The sequence below is a fragment of the Burkholderia sp. Ax-1719 genome (assembly GCF_011753055.1).
Classification (GTDB): Bacteria; Pseudomonadota; Gammaproteobacteria; order Burkholderiales; family Burkholderiaceae; genus Paraburkholderia.
In genome coordinates, this window is record NZ_VWWJ01000004.1 from 366,134 (window position 1) to 383,647 (window position 17,514).

At 63.5% G+C, this 17,514-nt stretch carries 15 protein-coding genes; 5 read left to right on the forward strand and 10 right to left on the reverse strand.

The genetic code is table 11. The features are described from left to right. Positions 1–178: 178 nt before the first annotated feature. From F3J17_RS11165 to F3J17_RS11205, 9 genes are all read right to left on the reverse strand, one after another. The gene (locus F3J17_RS11165) at positions 179–1,678 is read right to left on the reverse strand and encodes an aldehyde dehydrogenase (protein ID WP_167057475.1); all 1,500 of its coding nucleotides are present in this window, start codon (positions 1,676–1,678) and stop codon (positions 179–181) included. Positions 1,679–1,712: 34 nt separating this feature from the next. Beyond that, positions 1,713–3,335, reverse strand: a complete 1,623-nt coding sequence (locus F3J17_RS11170) for a GMC family oxidoreductase N-terminal domain-containing protein (RefSeq protein ID WP_167057478.1) — start codon at positions 3,333–3,335, stop codon at positions 1,713–1,715. A 12-nt stretch (positions 3,336–3,347) separates the two neighbouring features. Further along, a complete protein-coding gene (locus F3J17_RS11175; RefSeq protein ID WP_167057481.1) occupies positions 3,348–4,634 on the reverse strand; it encodes an aromatic acid/H+ symport family MFS transporter in 1,287 nt (428 codons plus the stop codon). Positions 4,635–4,916: 282 nt separating this feature from the next. Next, complete coding sequence (locus F3J17_RS11180) at positions 4,917–5,729, reverse strand: IclR family transcriptional regulator (RefSeq protein WP_167057484.1); 813 nt, start codon at positions 5,727–5,729, stop codon at positions 4,917–4,919. Between the two features lie 35 nt (positions 5,730–5,764). Continuing rightward, a complete protein-coding gene (locus F3J17_RS11185; RefSeq protein ID WP_167057487.1) occupies positions 5,765–6,634 on the reverse strand; it encodes an IclR family transcriptional regulator in 870 nt (289 codons plus the stop codon). A 124-nt stretch (positions 6,635–6,758) separates the two neighbouring features. After that, complete coding sequence (locus F3J17_RS11190) at positions 6,759–7,688, reverse strand: alpha/beta hydrolase (protein WP_167057490.1); 930 nt, start codon at positions 7,686–7,688, stop codon at positions 6,759–6,761. Further along, complete coding sequence (locus tag F3J17_RS11195) at positions 7,685–8,470, reverse strand: SDR family oxidoreductase (protein WP_167057493.1); 786 nt, start codon at positions 8,468–8,470, stop codon at positions 7,685–7,687. The genes F3J17_RS11190 and F3J17_RS11195 overlap by 4 nt, the downstream gene beginning before the upstream one ends. A gap of 51 nt (positions 8,471–8,521) precedes the next feature. Beyond that, positions 8,522–9,094: a nuclear transport factor 2 family protein gene (locus F3J17_RS11200; RefSeq protein WP_167057495.1), complete on the reverse strand. Its 573-nt coding sequence runs from the start codon at positions 9,092–9,094 to the stop codon at positions 8,522–8,524. Between the two features lie 28 nt (positions 9,095–9,122). Continuing rightward, on the reverse strand, positions 9,123–9,317 hold the full coding sequence (locus F3J17_RS11205) for a hypothetical protein (RefSeq protein WP_167057498.1): 195 nt from the start codon (positions 9,315–9,317) through the stop codon (positions 9,123–9,125). Positions 9,318–9,338: 21 nt separating this feature from the next. Between F3J17_RS11205 and F3J17_RS11210 the strand changes: the two genes are divergently transcribed. The 5 genes from F3J17_RS11210 to F3J17_RS11230 all read left to right on the forward strand — a co-directional run bounded on the left by F3J17_RS11210 (position 9,339) and on the right by F3J17_RS11230 (position 16,114). Further along, positions 9,339–10,994 (forward strand): NAD(P)/FAD-dependent oxidoreductase, encoded by a 1,656-nt coding sequence (locus tag F3J17_RS11210; RefSeq protein WP_167057501.1) that lies wholly within the window; start codon positions 9,339–9,341, stop codon positions 10,992–10,994. Next, complete coding sequence (locus F3J17_RS11215) at positions 10,991–11,761, forward strand: SDR family NAD(P)-dependent oxidoreductase (RefSeq protein ID WP_167057503.1); 771 nt, start codon at positions 10,991–10,993, stop codon at positions 11,759–11,761. The genes F3J17_RS11210 and F3J17_RS11215 overlap by 4 nt, the downstream gene beginning before the upstream one ends. 261 nt (positions 11,762–12,022) lie before the next feature. Then, complete coding sequence (locus F3J17_RS11220; RefSeq protein ID WP_167057506.1) at positions 12,023–13,579, forward strand: MFS transporter; 1,557 nt, start codon at positions 12,023–12,025, stop codon at positions 13,577–13,579. Positions 13,580–13,640: 61 nt separating this feature from the next. After that, positions 13,641–14,594, forward strand: a complete 954-nt coding sequence (locus tag F3J17_RS11225) for a LysR family transcriptional regulator (protein WP_167057509.1) — start codon at positions 13,641–13,643, stop codon at positions 14,592–14,594. A 407-nt stretch (positions 14,595–15,001) separates the two neighbouring features. Continuing rightward, a complete protein-coding gene (locus tag F3J17_RS11230) occupies positions 15,002–16,114 on the forward strand; it encodes a porin (protein WP_167057512.1) in 1,113 nt (370 codons plus the stop codon). A 448-nt stretch (positions 16,115–16,562) separates the two neighbouring features. Here the strand turns inward: F3J17_RS11230 and F3J17_RS11235 are convergent, their stop codons facing one another. Then, complete coding sequence (locus F3J17_RS11235; RefSeq protein ID WP_167057835.1) at positions 16,563–17,495, reverse strand: FAD-binding protein; 933 nt, start codon at positions 17,493–17,495, stop codon at positions 16,563–16,565. Positions 17,496–17,514: the final 19 nt, after the last annotated feature.

Sequence of the window (17,514 nt, forward strand, 5' to 3'; positions counted from 1 at the left end):
ATGTTTCGTTGACAGGCGCGGGCGGCGCGTAAGGCGTCCAGATCGACGCCAGGCGCGCCAGCCCGATGCGAGCCATCTTATGCCGCGCGGTGTGAACGATCCATGCGAGACAGTGCGTGGTTCTTTGTGGATCGTACAAAACCCGCGTATTCATCAGATGTTTGATGCATGTGCCGGATCACGCAGAAGAGCTGGCGAGTTCCTGATCGAGCACGATGGTCTTGGATTCGAGAAACGCCTCCAGCCCCTCCACGCCACCTTCGCGCCCGATTCCCGATTGCTTGAAGCCGCCGAAGCCAATCGAGAAATCGGTGCGCGACGCGTTGTGGCCCACGCTGCCCGTACGCAGTTGCCGCGCGACACTGAGGGCGTGCTGGGCGTCGGCGGTGAACACCACGGCGTTAAGACCGAAGATCGAGTCGTTAGCGAGTTCGATGGCGTGCGCTTCGCTGTCCGCCGCAATCACCGACAGCACCGGGCCGAATATCTCCTCCTGCGCGATGGTCGAGCGGTTGTCGACGTTGCCAAACACCGTGGGTTCGAAAAAGAAGCCGCGCGAGAGATGCTGCGGGCGCTGGCCACCGGCGGCCAGCGTACAGCCCTCCGCGATGCCTTTCGCGACGTAGCGCTCGACCGTTTCGCGCTGGCGAGCGGTGGCAAGCGGGCCGATGGTCGTAGCGTCGTCGAACGGGTCGCCCGGCACCATCGCGCGCGCGGCGGCGCTCAAGGCTTCCACCATGGCGTCGTGTTTCGCGCGCGGCACGATGATGCGCGTCAGGCTGTGGCACACCTGCCCGCTCAGGTAACCGAAGTACGACTTGCCGAGCACCTGGGCAGCGGCGTCGATATCGTAATCGTCGAGCACGAGCGCGGCCGATTTGCCGCCCAGTTCCAGCGTGACGCGCGCGATCCGTCCCGCGGCCGCCGCGCTGATGCTGCGCCCCGCGGCGGTAGAGCCGGTAAACGTGATCTTGTCGACGTCGGGGTTACGCACCATCAGTTCCGACACCTCGCGATCCGTGGTCACCACGTTGACCACGCCGGGTGGCAGCCCAATCTCGTCGCAGACCTGCGCGAACAGATACGCCGATGTGGGCGCTTCCGGTGAGGGCTTGATGATGACGGTGCAGCCGGCGAGCAAGGCCGGCGCAACCTTGTAGGCGATCAGCGCGGCAGGGCCGTTCCACGGCACGATCGCCAGCACCACGCCCGCCGCTTCCTTGACGCAATAGGCCTGATGCCCGCTGCCCGAGCGGCGCGGCTCGACAAACGGGTAGGTGTCGGCCATTGCGGCGTACTGGCGAAATGCCGCCCCAAGAAACTGGCCGATGCGGGGTTGGGCGATGCGTTGCAGGATGCCCGATTCGATGCTCCAGCCGCGCGCGAATTCGTCGTTGGCCGCTTCCAGACGCTGCGCGATTTCGTTCAGGTAGACGGCGCGTTCTGCGGGCGTCATGCGCGGCCAGGGCCCATGATCGAAGGCGCGCCGCGCTGCATCGATCGCGCGTGCGGCGGTGGCGGCGTCGGCGCGTGCCACGCGTGCAGCGACGCACTCGGTGCTGCAGTCGAGCACCTCGAAGGTTGGCGCGGAAAGCGTGGACGCAGACGGCGTCCACTGGCCGTCGATATAGAAACAGTCGGGGTGATCGAGCGCAATGGTCCTGGCGTTGTCTTGCATGAGGGATGCCTTGTGTGATGAATCGATCAGGAGTTCAAACAGAAATGGCGCGAGGCGGAACGGCATCCGCGCGGATCATATCGGCGCATTTCTCACCGATCATGATGCACGCCGCGTTGGTATTGCCAGCCACGATCCGCGGCATGATGGACGCGTCGGCGACGCGCAGGCGGCCTACGCCGCGCACGCGCAAGCGCGGGTCGACCACGGCTTCCCGGTCGACGCCCATGCGGCAAGTGCCGACCTGATGCCAGCCGCTGTTGCCATTGGTCTTGAGGTGCGCGAGCCATTGCTCGTCGGTGGTGACGGTGGGGCCGGGCGCGAGTTCGTGGATGATGCGCGCGGCGAGCGGCGCGGTTTCGGCAATGCGCCGCAGCATCCTCAGGCCCGCAAGCGAGCGGCGGATATCGCCGGCATCGCTCAGATAGTTCGGATGGAATGCCGGGGCCTGCAACGGGTCGGGCGACTTCAGCGTCATATGGCCGCGCGAATCGGGCGTGAGCAAAACCATCGACCCGCCGATGGCCGGAAACGCGTCGACTACCGGCTCGCCCGCCGCGTCGAATTTGAACGTCATCGGACTTACCGTCAGTTGCAAGTCCGCCTCCGGCCGTCCGGCTTCGCTACGCGCATAGGCGGTCACGGGCGACGCACCGAGCGCGAGGTAGCCGCCGCCGGTGAGCAGATAGCGCGCGCCTTCAAGGTACTTGCGCAGCCCGCGAAGCCGATGGTTGTACGAGCTTTCCGGCGTGACGCGCCACGCGAGCGAGCCAAACCAGTGATCCTGCAGGTTGCGTCCCACCTCCGGCAAATCGACCGTTGCGGCGATGCCGTGCTGCTGCAGTTGCGCGCCATCGCCGATTCCCGAAAGCATCAGCAGATGCGGCGACGCCAGCGCGCCGCCCGACACAATCACCTCTCGCGCGGCGGCGATCCTGCGTTGCTGGCCGTTTTCGAGCACGTCAATGCCGATGGCCTCGCCGTGTTCCAGCGCCACGCGCAATACGCGCACGCCGGTGCGCACGGTCAGGTTGCGCCGATGGCGAACGGGTTCGATAAACGCGTTGTACGAGGTGTGGCGACGACCGTCGCGGATCGTGTATTGCCGGTAGGCAACGCCTTCGTGCGGCGGACCGTTGAGGTCTTCACTGCGCGGAATGCCGACCTTCTGCGCGGCGGCGATGAAATCATCGGCACTTGGATGGGTGACGGCTGCATCGCTCACATGCAAGGGACCCTGCGCGCCGTGATAGTCGCTCGCGCCGCGCTGGTTGGTCTCCGAGCGGATGAAATACGGCAGCACATCGGCCCAGCCCCAACCTTCATTGCCGAGCGCGGCCCAATGGTCGAAGTCGGCGGGCTGGCCGCGCATGTAGATCATGCCGTTGATCGCACTGCTGCCGCCCAGGCCTTTGCCGCGCGGCCAGTACACGCTGCGCCCGCCCAGCGTCGGCACGGGTTCGGTGTTGAACGCCCAGTTGAAGCGCTTGTCCATGAACAGCTTGCCGCCGCCCGCCGGCGTGCGCACCCAGAAGTTGTCGGTACTCGGGCCGGCTTCGACGAGCAGGACCGTGACGGCGGGATCTTCGGTCAGGCGGCTGGCCACCACGCAGCCGGACGAGCCCGCGCCCACCACGATGTAGTCGTAGATTTCCATGAGATGCGTGGGTTAGCGGGATTTGGGGATCAGCGGCACGACGGTCGCGGCGACGATGGCGGGCAGCGCGAAGGCGTAGAAGTTCCAGTGCAAGGCGAGATTTGCGCCGACGATCCAGCCGCCGATCATCGGCCCCAGAATCGAGCCGAAGCGCCCGATGGCCTGCGCGCCGCCAAGCGCCGATCCCCGGCACGCCGTGGGGAAGTGCGCGGCAATATAGCCGTAGATCAGGCTGCTGGTGCCGATCGAACCCAGGCCCGCGCCGAACACCGCGAGCATCAGCCACGATGGATCGAGCTTCTGGCTCAGCGCGATCAGCGACAGGCCGCCAATCACGAGAAACGGAAACATCACCTGTCGCGAGCCCAGGCGATCGGCCAGCAGCGCGCCGCCCAGCATGCCCACGACCGCGCCGAACTGCATCACCAGCAGAAACTGTAGGGACGAACCGAGCGGATAGCCCGCCGAGCGCATCAACTGAGGCAGCCACGCGTTGAGCCCGTAGACGATCAACTGAACGCAGAAGGTCATGAAAGCGAGCAGAAGCGCCGTGGCGCGGAATTCGCGCGAGAGCACCAGACGGTAGCCTCTCGTGGCCTGGGCGGCGTCGAGCGAGGCGGGCTTGGCCTGCTTTTCCTGCAGGATCTGCTCGAAGTCGAGCGCATAGCGCGCGGCGAGTTTGCGCGCCTCGTCAGTGCGCCCGCGTTCGACGAGGAAATCCACCGATTCGGGCAAGGCGAAGTACATCACGGGGAGGATCACCGCATAGAACGCGCCGAGCGCGTACAACAGGCGCCATCCGTGCTCGCGGATCAAGGCGATGGCCAGCAGGGCGCACACGATGCCGCCCATCGAGTAGCCGGTCAGCGTCAGTGCGTTGTAGAGCTGGCGTCGGCTTTTAGGCGCGTATTCGACCGATAGCGCGACAGCGGACGGCACGACGCCGCCCATGCCGATGCCGGTGACGAAGCGGGCCGCGCCCAGGAAAGTCGGCGACGTCGCGAGCGCGCAGACGATGGAGCCCACCGAAAACCATAGGACTCCTGCCATCAGCAGGCGGCGGCGACCGATGCGGTCGGTCATCGGGCCTGCTGCTGCCAGCCCGACCATCAGTCCCACCAGCGTCCAGCTGCCGATCATGCCCGCAGCGGCGGGGCTCAAATGCCAGCCCGGTTCATTCAGCAGATGGGGGACGGTGGCTCCATACACGATGAGATCGTAGCCGTCGGCCACGAGTGTCAGGAAACATAGAAGAATGACGAATAGACGGCTTCGGACCGGCGGCGTGGCTTGACTCACAGTGTCTCCTTAACTTTGTCGTAGGGTTCTTTTCCGGGCGGACCTTTCACAGCGAGTGCGCCGTCGACGAATCAGGAGCAAAGGCGTTGTTTTAATCAGACCAGCACGACTGGAACCTTGCTCGCATTCGTGACGGACAGGGTAAAAGCATGTCCATGGCGAGCCAATTGAGCGTTTCCGAAGCCGCGATTCGACGCCGGCGAATCGGGCGGAGTGAGTACATTAATATTGGCAGTGCTGATGATAGGAAATGGAATGCGCTTACGCATTCCATGCACGAGCTTACGGTTCGTAGCGAACGTTGCTGAGTAGGTGTTCGAGTTCGGGCGCCGCTTCCTTGAGCGCCGGCACGACGCGCGCCCGGATGGAGTCGAGATCCGGTTCGGAGTGGATCGCGCCGCAGCTCAACGACATCGGCGTCGAATCAGCGCCAACCTTGACCGGCAGCGCAATGCCCCAGGCGCTGCGCTGGAATGCCCCATACGACATGCAGACACCGTTATCGCGGAGGTCAGCGAAGGCTGTTTCCATGCCGCTCTGCATGGTTTCGCGCTGCGCGCCCGCCGCTTCGAGCAGGCGCGCGATATAGGGCTGCCTCGCATGTTCCGGCAGACCCCAGAGCCACGCCCGGCCGATTGCGGTCAAGCCCATCGGCAGCAAGGAGCCAACGCCTAGCCGTAGCGTCGCGATACCCGAGCTCGCCCGATGCGCGATATACAGCATGTCGAGCCCGTCGGGCGCAGCCAGCGCGACGGAGACGTCGAGCCGGTCGGCGAGCCGCTGCATCAAGGGTTGCGCGAGCCGCGTGATGGGATTGGTTTCCAGATACGCATGACCGATGCCGAACACGCCCGTCGCGAGTTCGAAACGCGATCCGCCCGCGACGCGGCGCAGGTAGCCGAGCTGGATCAAGGTGGACGTCAGGCGCGATATCGCGGATTTGGACATCCCCGTGCGTTGCGCGAGTTCGCCGTTGGTCAGCGGCGCGCGGTCGGCGTGAAAGGCGCGCAATAGTTGGAGACCGCGATCCAGCGTCAGCGTGACGTGCGCGGCCTCGGGCGCCTGGTCCGTGGTTTGATGCGAAGAATGCGACATCGTTTTCCCATGCGTTCAGATACGCTCCGTTGCGTTCAACCCCGTTTCGGCACGCGCTCGCGCAGCGTCTGCGCAATCGCCACCAGCCGCGGCCCCAACTCCCGTTCGAGCCTCGCCTGCGCGAGGCGCGCCGTGCGACCAACGCAGCCGAGCACCCACGGCGGCCGATCGGGCAGCAGCAAGGGCGCGGCGACGCACGCCAGCTCCGGCTCCCAGTCGCCATGCAGCATGCCGAAGCCCAGCTCGCGCACCTGGGCGATCTTTTCGTTCATGCGGCGCTCGATGATGGGGCGGTTTTCATCGGGCTGCCGTTCGAGTTCGCCCAGCAGAAAACTGCGCTCCGATTCAGGCAGCGCGGCCAGTAGCGCCCAGCCCATCAGCGAATAGGCGATGTGCATGCGCATGCCCGGTTGCAGTTGCAGATCGAGCACCGCGCGGCTGCCGATCTGCGTATCCAGGATGAGAATGTCGAAACGGTCGCGTGTGCCGAGCAGTACGTAGGCGTCGCTGGCTTCGGCGAGCTTGCGCATTTCGACGCTCGCGAGGCGCTGGAGATCGGGATCGGAAATGGCCGCGTAACCCAGCGCGAGCGATGCGGGCGCCAGCGAATACTTGCGGCTGGCCTTGTCGTGATGCAGGTAGCCGAGCGCAACCAGCGAGCGCAGCAGGCGCAACACGGTGGGGGCGGGAATGCCGGTCGCCTGGGCGATTTCCAGATTGCCGAGCCACGCCTTGCCGGGGCCGAACACCGACAGGATCGACAGTCCGCGTGCGAGCGGCGTCACCATTGCGCTGCTGGGCGCGCGTTCGCCGCGTTGCGGCTTCGGCCATAAGGTGTCAAGGCCATGCGGGCCGTTGCTGGACCTCGCGTCGACATGCGTCGGCAGGCTTCTACCGGGTTGCATGCGTGTCTCCATCTGTTTGTGCGAACCGCGGCCGTGTCCGGACGGGTGAGGGCGCGTGTACATGTTTCAAGCCGAATCCTACTACCATCGCGCCCTTCGCGACGTCGAGGCCTGCAACGGGCCGTCATCGACGTACCCGATCGCGCAGTCGTTCGCAGATGAAGCGGATGCCGCTGCGGCTGCCGGGCAGCAGGCCGACCATCATCAGAAAGCCATGCATCTGCCCCGGCGCACGCAGATGATGAACGGGCACGCCGGCCTGGGCGAGGCGCTGTGCGTAGGCCTCGCCTTCGTCGCGCAGTACGTCGTGTTCCGCCGTCACGACGATGGCTTCCGGCAGGCCGGAACAATCGGCTTCGCGCAGCGGCGAGGCCAGATTCGACTGCCTCGCGGCATCGGCAGGCGCGTAATGGTTCCAGTAGGCCATCATCGCGTCACGAGTCGTCAGAAGCTGATTGTCGGGCGCAACGTATGACGGGCGGTCGAAGTCACAGTCCGTTACGGGATAGACGAGCAGTTGTCCGGCGAGCGGCAGGCTGCGCTCGCGGCGGGCGAGTAACGTGACCGCGATGGCGAGGTTCGCTCCCGCGCTGTCGCCACCGACGAACACCGGCAACTGCGCGCCGAGCAGGGCGCGTTGCTGGCTGGCGAGCCACTGCGCGGCTTGCCAGGCATCGTGCACCGGTCCCGGGAACGGATGTTCCGGCGCTTTCCGGTATTCGACGAGCGCGACCGCGACGCCCGCACCCGCAGCGATTTCCCGGCACAAAGGCGTGAACTCGTCGATGCCGCCCACGACCCAGCCGCCGCCGTGAAAGTACACCAGCAGCGCTTGCGGGTTTTCTTGCGGCACGAACAGACGCGCACGAAGCAGGCCGCCATCGACAGGGATGTCGAGCGCAATACTCGCACGCACCTCCGCGCCCGCAGAGAGCAGCGACGTGATGCGGGAGAACGCGGCGCGCGCCTCTTCGGGCGACATCAGATGACGCGGCTTCGATGCCGATGCTGCGGCAGCTTCGACGAACGCGCGGGTTTCGGCGTCAAGGCTCATGCCGACAAACCCGCGAGCACGTGCTCCACGCCGCCGAACAGATTCCAGCCCATCGTCGCGGTCGCGCCTGCATCCACGACGATGTTCGCGCCGGTGATCGCGGAGGCCGCATCCGAGAGCAGAAAAGCAATCGGCCCAGCCAGTTCGGCGGGTTTGATAACGCGTCCCAGTGCGGTCTGCTGCGCCATGACAGCGGGATCGCGTTCGCCGCGCGCATAGCTGGCTTCGATCACCGGCGTGCAGACCGGGCCCGGCGAAACCGCGTTCACACGCACGCCTTGCCGCCCGAAGTAGACGGCAAGCGATCCCGCTAGATTGATCATCGCGGCTTTCGACGGACCGTAGACGAGGTGCGGTGTCGGCATCATGCCGGCCAGCGAAGACAGCATCACGATGCTGCCGTGTCCGCGCGCGGCCATGCGCAGCCCGATCGAGCGGCACACCGCATATGCACCGCGCGCGTTGATGTCCATGATGCGATCCCAGACCGGCAGGTCGGCCTGCTGCGGACCTTGTGCGGGCGGGATCACACCGGCTGCGAACACCAGACCGTCGATGGGGCCGCAATCGCGCTCGATAGCCGCGATGCACGAGTCGATTACGTCGATCTCGCTGACGTCGAGCGGATACGCGCGCCCGGCCACCTCAGTAGCGACACGCTCGGCGGCGGCCAGATCCCGGTCGACGACGATCGGGTTCCAGTGCGAGGCGAGCGCGGCGCAGCAAGCCGCGCCAATGCCGCCTGCGCCGCCGACCACGACCACGTTTTTACGTGATGCCATTGTTGTCTCCGTTAGATGTTGTTTTGAAGGTATTGCGTCGTATCCGGCGCTTCAGTTCAAGCCGATCTCCGTTCGGACCGCGAACACGGGATCGAGCCGATCGCGACGGCCAAGCGTCCATGCCGGGTTGAGCGCGTTGTCGTTGGCATCAACGGCCTCCGACTGAATCGCGTCGAAAACGGTGCGTCGCTGGGCGATCCGCCACTCGTCGCTGCGCTTTTCGAAGCGGTCGACATAGCGGCCGAATACTTCGACGCGGCTGTTGCCTGCGCTGTCGCCGAGGCGGGCGGCCAGCATCGCGCGGTGCGCGTCGGCCTGCGGCGCGAGTTCCAGACGCGCGACGAAATATGTCTCGACTGCCGCGACGCTGGCGGACGCGAACTCGATGAGGCAATTGCCCAGAAAGTGCGTGGATTTCAGCAGGCTCGGCGCATCGTGCCGTTCTCTCACCCACGCAATGAAATCGTCTCGTGTGCCTTTGAAATCGGCGTGATCGTCGTGGCCATCCTCGAAGAACGCGGCGCGCACGAGCGCCCAGTCGCGGCGGTCGACACCTCGTGCGTAACGCAACAACGCGTCGCGAATCAGGTCCTTGTCGATCAGAAGTTGCAGGGCGGCAGACACGGTGTGGTTCTCCTCTCGTTTGACGGCGTCAACGATGCAGAGCCGCCCAGGGGCGTGTCAACGCGCCTCGCGCGCCTATGCCGTACTTTGAAATCGCCCATGGTCGCTTGCGAGCCGCCGTCAGGCCGATTTCAATGTACGGCAAGGCATCGCCATCGCCGTTGATGCGCATGACCGCGCCGTCATTCAATAAGTCCCTGCAAAGAGCAAATCCGAACAGCAAACACTTTCCAGGAGACAACTCATGAACCAACCACACATGGACGCGGACGTGCTGGACGCTGTCGTCATCGGTGCAGGTTTTGGCGGACTGTATGCGATCAAACGGCTCACCGACGCGGGCTTCAAGATCCAGGCATTCGAATCCGGCGACGGCGTCGGCGGCACCTGGTACTGGAATCGCTACCCCGGCGCGCGCGTCGACCTCGAATGCTGGGACTACTCGTATTCGTTTTCTCCCGAGCTTCAGGACGATTGGGACTGGCCCGAGCGCTATCCGACTTCTGCGGAACTGCTGCGCTACCTGAATCACGTCGCCGATCGCTTCGATCTGCGTCGGCACGTGCGCTTCAATACGCGCGTGGAATCGGCGGCATTCGATGAAACGCGCAATCTCTGGCGCGTAACGACATCGGACGGCGCGGTCACGTACGCACGCTTTTTCGTTCCCGCGACGGGTGTGCTTTCGGTGCCGAAGCCGCCCGAAATTCCCGGCATCGACAGCTTCGCCGGGGAAAGCCATCACACCGGCCGCTGGCCGCATCACGAGCTGGACTTCAGCAACAAGCGGGTGGGGGTGATCGGCACGGGGTCGTCGGGCATTCAGGTGATTCAGGCGCTGGCGGGCAAGTGCAAGCACCTCACGGTGTTCCAGCGCACCGCGGTCTACGTGGTGCCCGCGAAGAATCACCCGCTCACGCCGGAGATGCGCGCTCGCGTGCGCGCAACGTATCCCGAACGACGGGCGATCAGCCGCCTCACGCGCTTTGGCGTCGCGGTGGCGTTTCCGGTGGAGTCCGCGCTCGACGCGACGCCTGAGGAGCGCCTGAAGAAATACGAGAACGCGTGGGAAAACAGTCAGTTGCTGGGCTTTCGCATGTGCTACGGCGACATCCTCTCGAACGAGGCATCGAACGAAACCGTGGCCGAGTTCATTCGCGACAAGATCCGCGCAACGGTGAAAGACCCGGCGACCGCCGAAAAACTGCTGCCGCGCGGCTTCCCCTTCGGCACCAAGCGGCCTTGCCTGGGCGACACCTACTACAGCGTCTACAACCGTGACGACGTCACGCTCGTCGATCTTAAGGCCACGCCAATCGAATATGTCGAGCCGCAAGGCGTGGTCACCAGCGAGGGCCTGCACGAACTGGACGTGCTGATCTACGCAACCGGCTATGACGCGCTGACCGGCGCGCTCACGCATATCGACGTGCGCGGCGTCAACGGCCGCGCGCTGACCGGCAAATGGGCGAGCGGTGCAAAGACGTATCTGGGCCTGATGACGAGCGGCTTCCCGAACCTGTTCACGGTCACCGGGCCGGGCAGTCCCGGGCCGCTGGCCAATATGTCGATGAGCATCGAGCAGCACGTCGATTGGATCACGCGATGCATGGTCGATCTGCGCGATGCGGGCGTCGAGCGCATCGATGCGCAGCCGCAGGCCGAAGAAGACTGGATGCAGCACGTCCAGGACGTGGTGGCGAAGACGCTCTATCTGAAGGCGAATTCGTGGTACGTCGGCGCCAATGTGCCGGGCAAGCCGCAGGTGTTCCTGCCGTATCTGGGCGGACATGGCGCCTATCGCAAGAAGTGCGACGACGTCGCTGCCGCCGGCTATCCGGGCTTCGTATTGACGCAAGCCGACGCGCCGATCGGCACCGCACAACAGGAGGCCGCATGAGCGCGAACCATGGACGTCTTGCGGGCAAGGTTGCCTTCATCACGGGCGCGGGAGCCGGGATCGGGCGCGCGGCGGCAGAACTGTTCGCCAGCGAAGGGGCGAAGGTCGTGGTGGCCGAGTTCGATGCGCAAAGCGGGCAGGCGAGCGTCGACGCCATTCGCGCCGCAGGCGGCACGGCGACCTTCGTACGAACCGACGTCACGAGCGAGGACAGTGTGCGTGACGCCATCGCGGCGGCGCTTGAATTCGGCGGCCGTATCGACGTGCTGTACAACAACGCGGGCGGCTCGACCGCGGTCGATGCGCAGGTGACGGACTGCCCGCCTGACGAATTCTGGCGGGCGATCAAGCTCGACCTGTTTGGCACGTGGATCACCTGCAAGTATGGAATCGCCGCAATGATGAAAAGCGGCGGCGGGTCGGTGATCAACAGCAGCTCGGTGTTCGCGCTGGTCGGCACGCGCGGCAAGGACGCCTACACGGCCGCGAAGGGCGGCATCTCGGCGATCACGCGCTCGATGGCGGTCGAATACGCGCCGCATCGCATACGTGTGAACGCGGTTGCGCCCGCCGTGACGGTGACGGCGCGCGTGGCGGGACTGCTGGCATCGCAGCCCGACGTCATCAACAAGACCGGCGAGCGCCAGTTGCTGGGCCTGATCGACCCGAAGGAAGTGGCGCACACGGCGCTCTATCTGGCCTGCGACGAATCGAAAACCACGACGGGACAGATCTTCCCGATCGATGGAGGATTCTCGATCTCGTAACGGTGAGCGGCCGTCCAGCCAGGCCTTGCGTGCTGGACGGTCGACTACGGTTTGCACCCTCCGCGCGCACGGCCACGCGATTTCAAAGTACGGAACACATGCGCGTAAACCCTTGCTCCGTCGTGGCCGTGCTTTTAATGTCGGGCTGTTCTCCAGTCAGATTGTCATTCCGATGTATTCCGCAGTCGCAGTGTTCTCCCTCCACGCCGATCCGCTCGCCCGCCAACGCGCTTCCTCGTCTTTGCCCGCAGTCCCTGCATCATGAAATTCACGCTTGCCCGCGTGCGCGGGATCACGCTCAGGCACTGGCGCAGCGATCTGCTGCCGTGGGCGATCGCGTTGGCCGTGGCGATCGATTATTTCGACAACACGATTTTCTCGTTTTTCACGAGCTATATCGCAGGCGGCATCAACGCCTCACCCGACGAACTGGTCTGGTCGTCGACCGCCTATGCGACCACGTCTGTGCTTGGCATCGTGCAGCAGCAATGGCTGATCGAGCGTCTTGGCTTCCGGCGTTACCTGAGCGGCTGTCTGTTGATGTTCGCGCTGGGCTCGCTGGCGGCGTCGCTGAGCGAATCGTCGCTGGAACTCGCCATGGCGCGCGGATTTCAGGGCTATTTCATCGGCCCGATGCTGGGCACCTGCCGCATCTTGCTGCAAACCGGCTTCACGCCGCAGCAGCGCGCTCCGGCCACGCGTCTGTTCCTGACCCTGATCCTGCTCGCCAGCGCGCTTGCGCCGCTGGCGGGCGGCTATCTGGTTGGCTACTTCGACTGGCGAGCGCTGTTCACGTGCTCGACCGTGGGCGGTGTCGTGCTTGCGGCGTTTGCGTTTCTGGTGGTGCCGCACATTGGCAGACGCCGTCGCGCCGAGCAGCGTAGCGCGACGCATTTGTGGCCGTATCTGCTGTTTGCAGTGGCATTGGGCGGGCTGCAGATCGTCGCGCAACAGGTGCGTTTCGAATTGTTCAGCACCACGCCGATGTTGCCGCTGCTGACGGTGACTGGGCTGGCGGCCATCGGCTGGTTCGCCTGGCATCAGTGGCACGATCCTCATCCGCTCGTGCGTCTGAATGCGCTACGCGAAGGGCCCTACCGGCTTGGCATCGTGCTTTACGCGTTCTACTACTTCATCAGCAACGCGATGGGCTATCTGGTTTCGCGGCTGCTGCAAAGCGGCCTTGGCTATCCCGTGGAGAACGCAGGTCGTATCGTTGGCTTCACCTCGCTTGCGGCCATTCCGGTGGCGTTTGCCTACTTCCGGTATTCGCAACGGATCCGGCGCAAATGGCTGATCGTGCCGGGCTTCGCGATGGCGGCCTGTGTGGGCCTGTGGGTGCTCAATCTGCCACCCGACGTCAGCACCGGCTGGCTGTTGCCGCCGCTCGTGCTGCGCGGCTGCCTGCTGATGTTTATCGCGTTGCCGACCGCCGGCGCGGCATTCCAGATTTTCTCGAACGATGAATTCACCCACGGCTACCGCTTCAAGAATATCGTCAAGCAACTGGCTTATTCGCTGTCGACGGCGACTGTCATAATCCTTGAGCAGCATCGTACGGCCGTGCATCAAACGCGCCTTGTAGAATTCGCCAGTCCGTATAACCCCGTGTTCCAGAACTCACTTGATACGATGACGCATGCGTTCGAGGCGCAAGGACTGGGGGCAGGCGAGGCGCGTGGTCTCTCGCTCGGCCAGTTGGCGACCATGGTGGCGCACCAGGCCAGTTTTCTGAGCGTACTGGACGGCTTCGAGATGATCGTGGGGCTTGCGCTGATAGGTGGCGTCGTCGCTCTGATGCAACGACAGATCCGCTAACTGGCGGTCACGGGTGAATTAAAGCTGATTTAAAGGCACGATTTAAGGGCAGAGTGTTCAGATGGATAGGTTGCATTGCATGCGCGTATTTGCGCGCGTTGCTGAGGAGGGCAGTTTTACGCTTGCCGCCCAGCACTTCGATACCACGACCGCTGCCGTGTCGCGCGCCGTTGCCAGTCTGGAAGCGCAACTCCAGGCGCGTCTGCTCAATCGCAATACCCGGCGCGTTGCGCTGACCGAAGCGGGCGAACGCTATCTGCGGCGGTGCGAGCAGATTCTTGCTTACATCGATCAGGCCGAAGCCGAAGCCGCCAATGCACAGGCCTTGCCTTCCGGCAGACTGCGCGTGCATGCCACAACGGGTTTCGGTCAGACCTATGTCGTGCCCGCTGTGGTGGAGTATCAACGGCGCCACCGAGCGGTATCGGTGGAACTGACGTTGTCCCAGCACGTGCCCGATATTCTCGACGAAGGATACGACGTCACGGTTCAATTGAGCGACCGGGATTTACCCGATTCAGGACTGATTTCACACGCGCTGGGGGCACTGCATAGCGTGCTGTGCGCAGCGCCTGCCTATCTGAACCAGCGCGGCACGCCTTGCAGTGTCGCGGAACTCGCCGGGCATGAGTGTCTGCAACTGTTTACACCGGTGTTTCCGCGCGATAAATGGCGGCTCGATGGCCCGCGTGGCGTCGAGACTTTCGATCTGCCGCCGCCAACCTTTCAGGTCAACGTCGCCGAAGCCCTGGCCGGTGCGTTGCGCGCCGGCGTAGGCATTGGCGCGCTGCCTATGTCGACGGCGGTGCCGCCGCTGCGCAACGGCTCGCTGCTGCGGGTGCTGCCGGAATACCGTCTACAGGAATTGACCGTCTACGCAATGTACGCTTCGCGGCAGTTTCTGGACGCGAAGATCCGCACCTTTGTCGAGCACTTGAAAGCGTCGATTCCGCTGGCGCTGGCCGCAGACGAAGCGGCGCTCAATCTGCCCGGACATTGCACGAACAGCGTGTGATGCGATACGGCCGCCCCTGCCTGAGCGGCCGATTTTTCTCCCTTCCTCTTGCGCACAGATAACGGTTCCCCGAAGTACGGAACGTTTCGAGTCGCCTCGTTGACCCTCGCCTGACCGGTTGCTCTAATCGACGCAAACGGGGCGCACCAGCGTCTTTCGAATGACCAACAGGTCAAACGATCAATTAATTAATAAGAAATCCTATTCAATTAACGCGTATTAAAAGGCCGCTAATCAAGGCCTTTCTGATCGATTCATGAGGAGGGTCGTCACCGCACTGAAACGGCTGTGCTCCCGTATCACGGGTTTGGAGAAACCGTCATGGAACTGCCAGCGGAGCAAGGGTTTCCCCTCGCGCCATGACGTCAACGAAAAGAAAAAACGATATCTATATGAAGGAGACAACCATGAGTTCGTACGGCGCACTCAGGTCCGCATTCGCGCGGACGGCCATCATTGCGGCGATTTCATCGTTGCCGGTTAGTGTATGGGCGCAGTCCAGCGTCACGCTTTACGGCGTACTGGACGCGGGCCTGATCTACACGAACAAGTCCTACAGTCCGGTCAATGGGCAAAACGGCGGCAAGCAGTTTGCGATGGTCAGCAGCGGACTGGAGCCATCGGTATTTGGCTTGAGCGGGCAGGAGGATCTGGGCGGCGGATTCAAGGCGAAGTTCAAGCTGGAAAGCGGCATCAGTCTGGCAAACGGCGGTTTCGACAATACCAATGGCGGATTATTCGGTCGGCAGGCGTGGCTCTCTCTCGCCAGTCCATATGGCGAACTGAAGGCTGGCTTGCAGTTTTCGCCGTACATTCTCGCGCTCTATGATTCCGATCCGCGCAGTATGGGGCAGTTCGGCAGCAATATTTCCGTGTACGCCAACAATACGTTCACTGGCACCTTCGTTTCTAATGCCATCACCTATATATCGCCGAAAGTTGCGGGATTCACGGCCAGTCTCATGTATGCGCTGGGTGGCGTGGCAGGCGACTTCAAGGCCGGGCGTCAGTATTCCGGCAGCCTGAAGTTCGAAAGCGCGGGCCTGATGCTCAATGCTGCGGTCTACGATGCGAGCGCGGGACGCGACGAAGCGCTAAATAGCACGCTATTCGAAATACCGCTGATCGCGAAGACCTTTGGCGCGGCCTACACGATCTCGTCCTTCACGATCAAAGGCTCGTTCACCAACTACAAGGCGCCGATGACGACACTCGGCGATCTCGTGGGCGGCGGCAACCACGATGTCTGGAACCTGGGCTTCAGCTACTACGTGACGCCGGCGCTCAACATCAATTCGGGCGTCTGGTATCTGCGAGATCCGCATGACTCCAGCACGCATGGCTTGCTGGTTGCGCTGGGCACGCAGTATTCGCTGTCGCGTCGCACGTCGCTTTACGCCCAAGTGGGGATGACCAACAACCGGGGCCGATCCACGCTCGGTCTCGATGTGGACGGCGCGCTGCAAGGCGTGAACGGTACGACGATTGGCGGCGGAGTGGGGGTGATTCACAAGTTCTAGCAACGTTCTAACTACGTCGGCCGTTCCCGCGTTTAAAGTACGGAACGGCCGTAAAGGCTGCGTTGACACTCATGGCCTCGAAATCGCACGATGAACACAGGTCGCAACCCATAGCGCTGCGAGGCTGGTGGAGTCAATGGAGACGGAGATGGAATCGGTTCGGATGTCGTTGCGTGAGGTGGTGGAGCGTTGGCTTATGCCACGTTATGCGGTGCCGGTGAGGGTGCGCCCGTTGCATAACGTCGCGTCTGGCCGCTGTGTTCGGGTGGAAGCGCGGGGGCCATGCGGAGACATCGCCATTTGCTTCTTTCTGCACGAGGATGGCGCGTGGCGCGTCTTCCCGCCTTCGCCGAATCGCTTGACGATGCGCGCAGCCTGACTGACTTGATGGGTTGATTCAGATGTAAATTGAGAGCCGCGCCAGTTGTTCAGGCGCGGCTCGATTGCTCTAAAGCGCCTGCGTCAGATCCGGGACCGCGGTGAACAGATCGCCGACCAGGCCGTAATCGGCCACGCTGAAAATCGGCGCTTCCTCGTCCTTGTTGATGGCGACGATAACCTTCGAGTCCTTCATCCCGGCCAGATGCTGAATGGCGCCTGAGATGCCCACGGCGATATATAACTGCGGCGCGACGATCTTGCCGGTTTGACCGACCTGATAATCGTTAGGCACATAGCCCGCGTCGACGGCGGCGCGCGATGCGCCCAGCGCTGCGTTGAGCTTGTCGGCGAGCGGCTCCAGCACTTGCGTGTAGTTCTCGCCACTGCCCAGACCCCGGCCGCCCGAGACGATGATCTTCGCGCTGGTCAGTTCCGGACGGTCGAGCTTCGTGACTTCGCGGCTGATGAATGCTGCTTTGCCATTGTCGGCCGCCGCTCCGATCTTTTCGACTGCTGCACTGCCGCCAACGTCAGCGACCGGATCGAACGCCGTGGTACGCACGGTGATGACCTTGATCGGATCAAGCGACTGCACGGTCGCAATCGCATTGCCCGCGTAAATCGGGCGCTCGAAAGTATCGGCGCTGTGCACGGCGGTGATGTCGCTGATCTGCGCGACGTCGAGCTTCGCGGCGATACGTGGCGTGACGTTCTTGCCGGCCGCCGTCGAAGGCGCGAGGATGTGCGAGTAATCGCGCGCGATATTCAAAACCGTTGCTTCGATGTTTTCCGCCAGTCCGGCTTCGAGTTGAGGCGCATCGGCCAGCAGCACTTTCGAAACGCTTGCGATCTTCGCTGCTGCATCGGCAGCCGCTTGAGCGTTGTGACCCGCGACCAGCACATGAACGTCGCCGCCAATCTTTTGTGCTGCGGCAACCGTGTTCAACGTTGCGGCCTTGATCGACTGATTGTCGTGTTCTGCGATTACCAGATTCACCAGATTCGTCATTTTCTTCTCG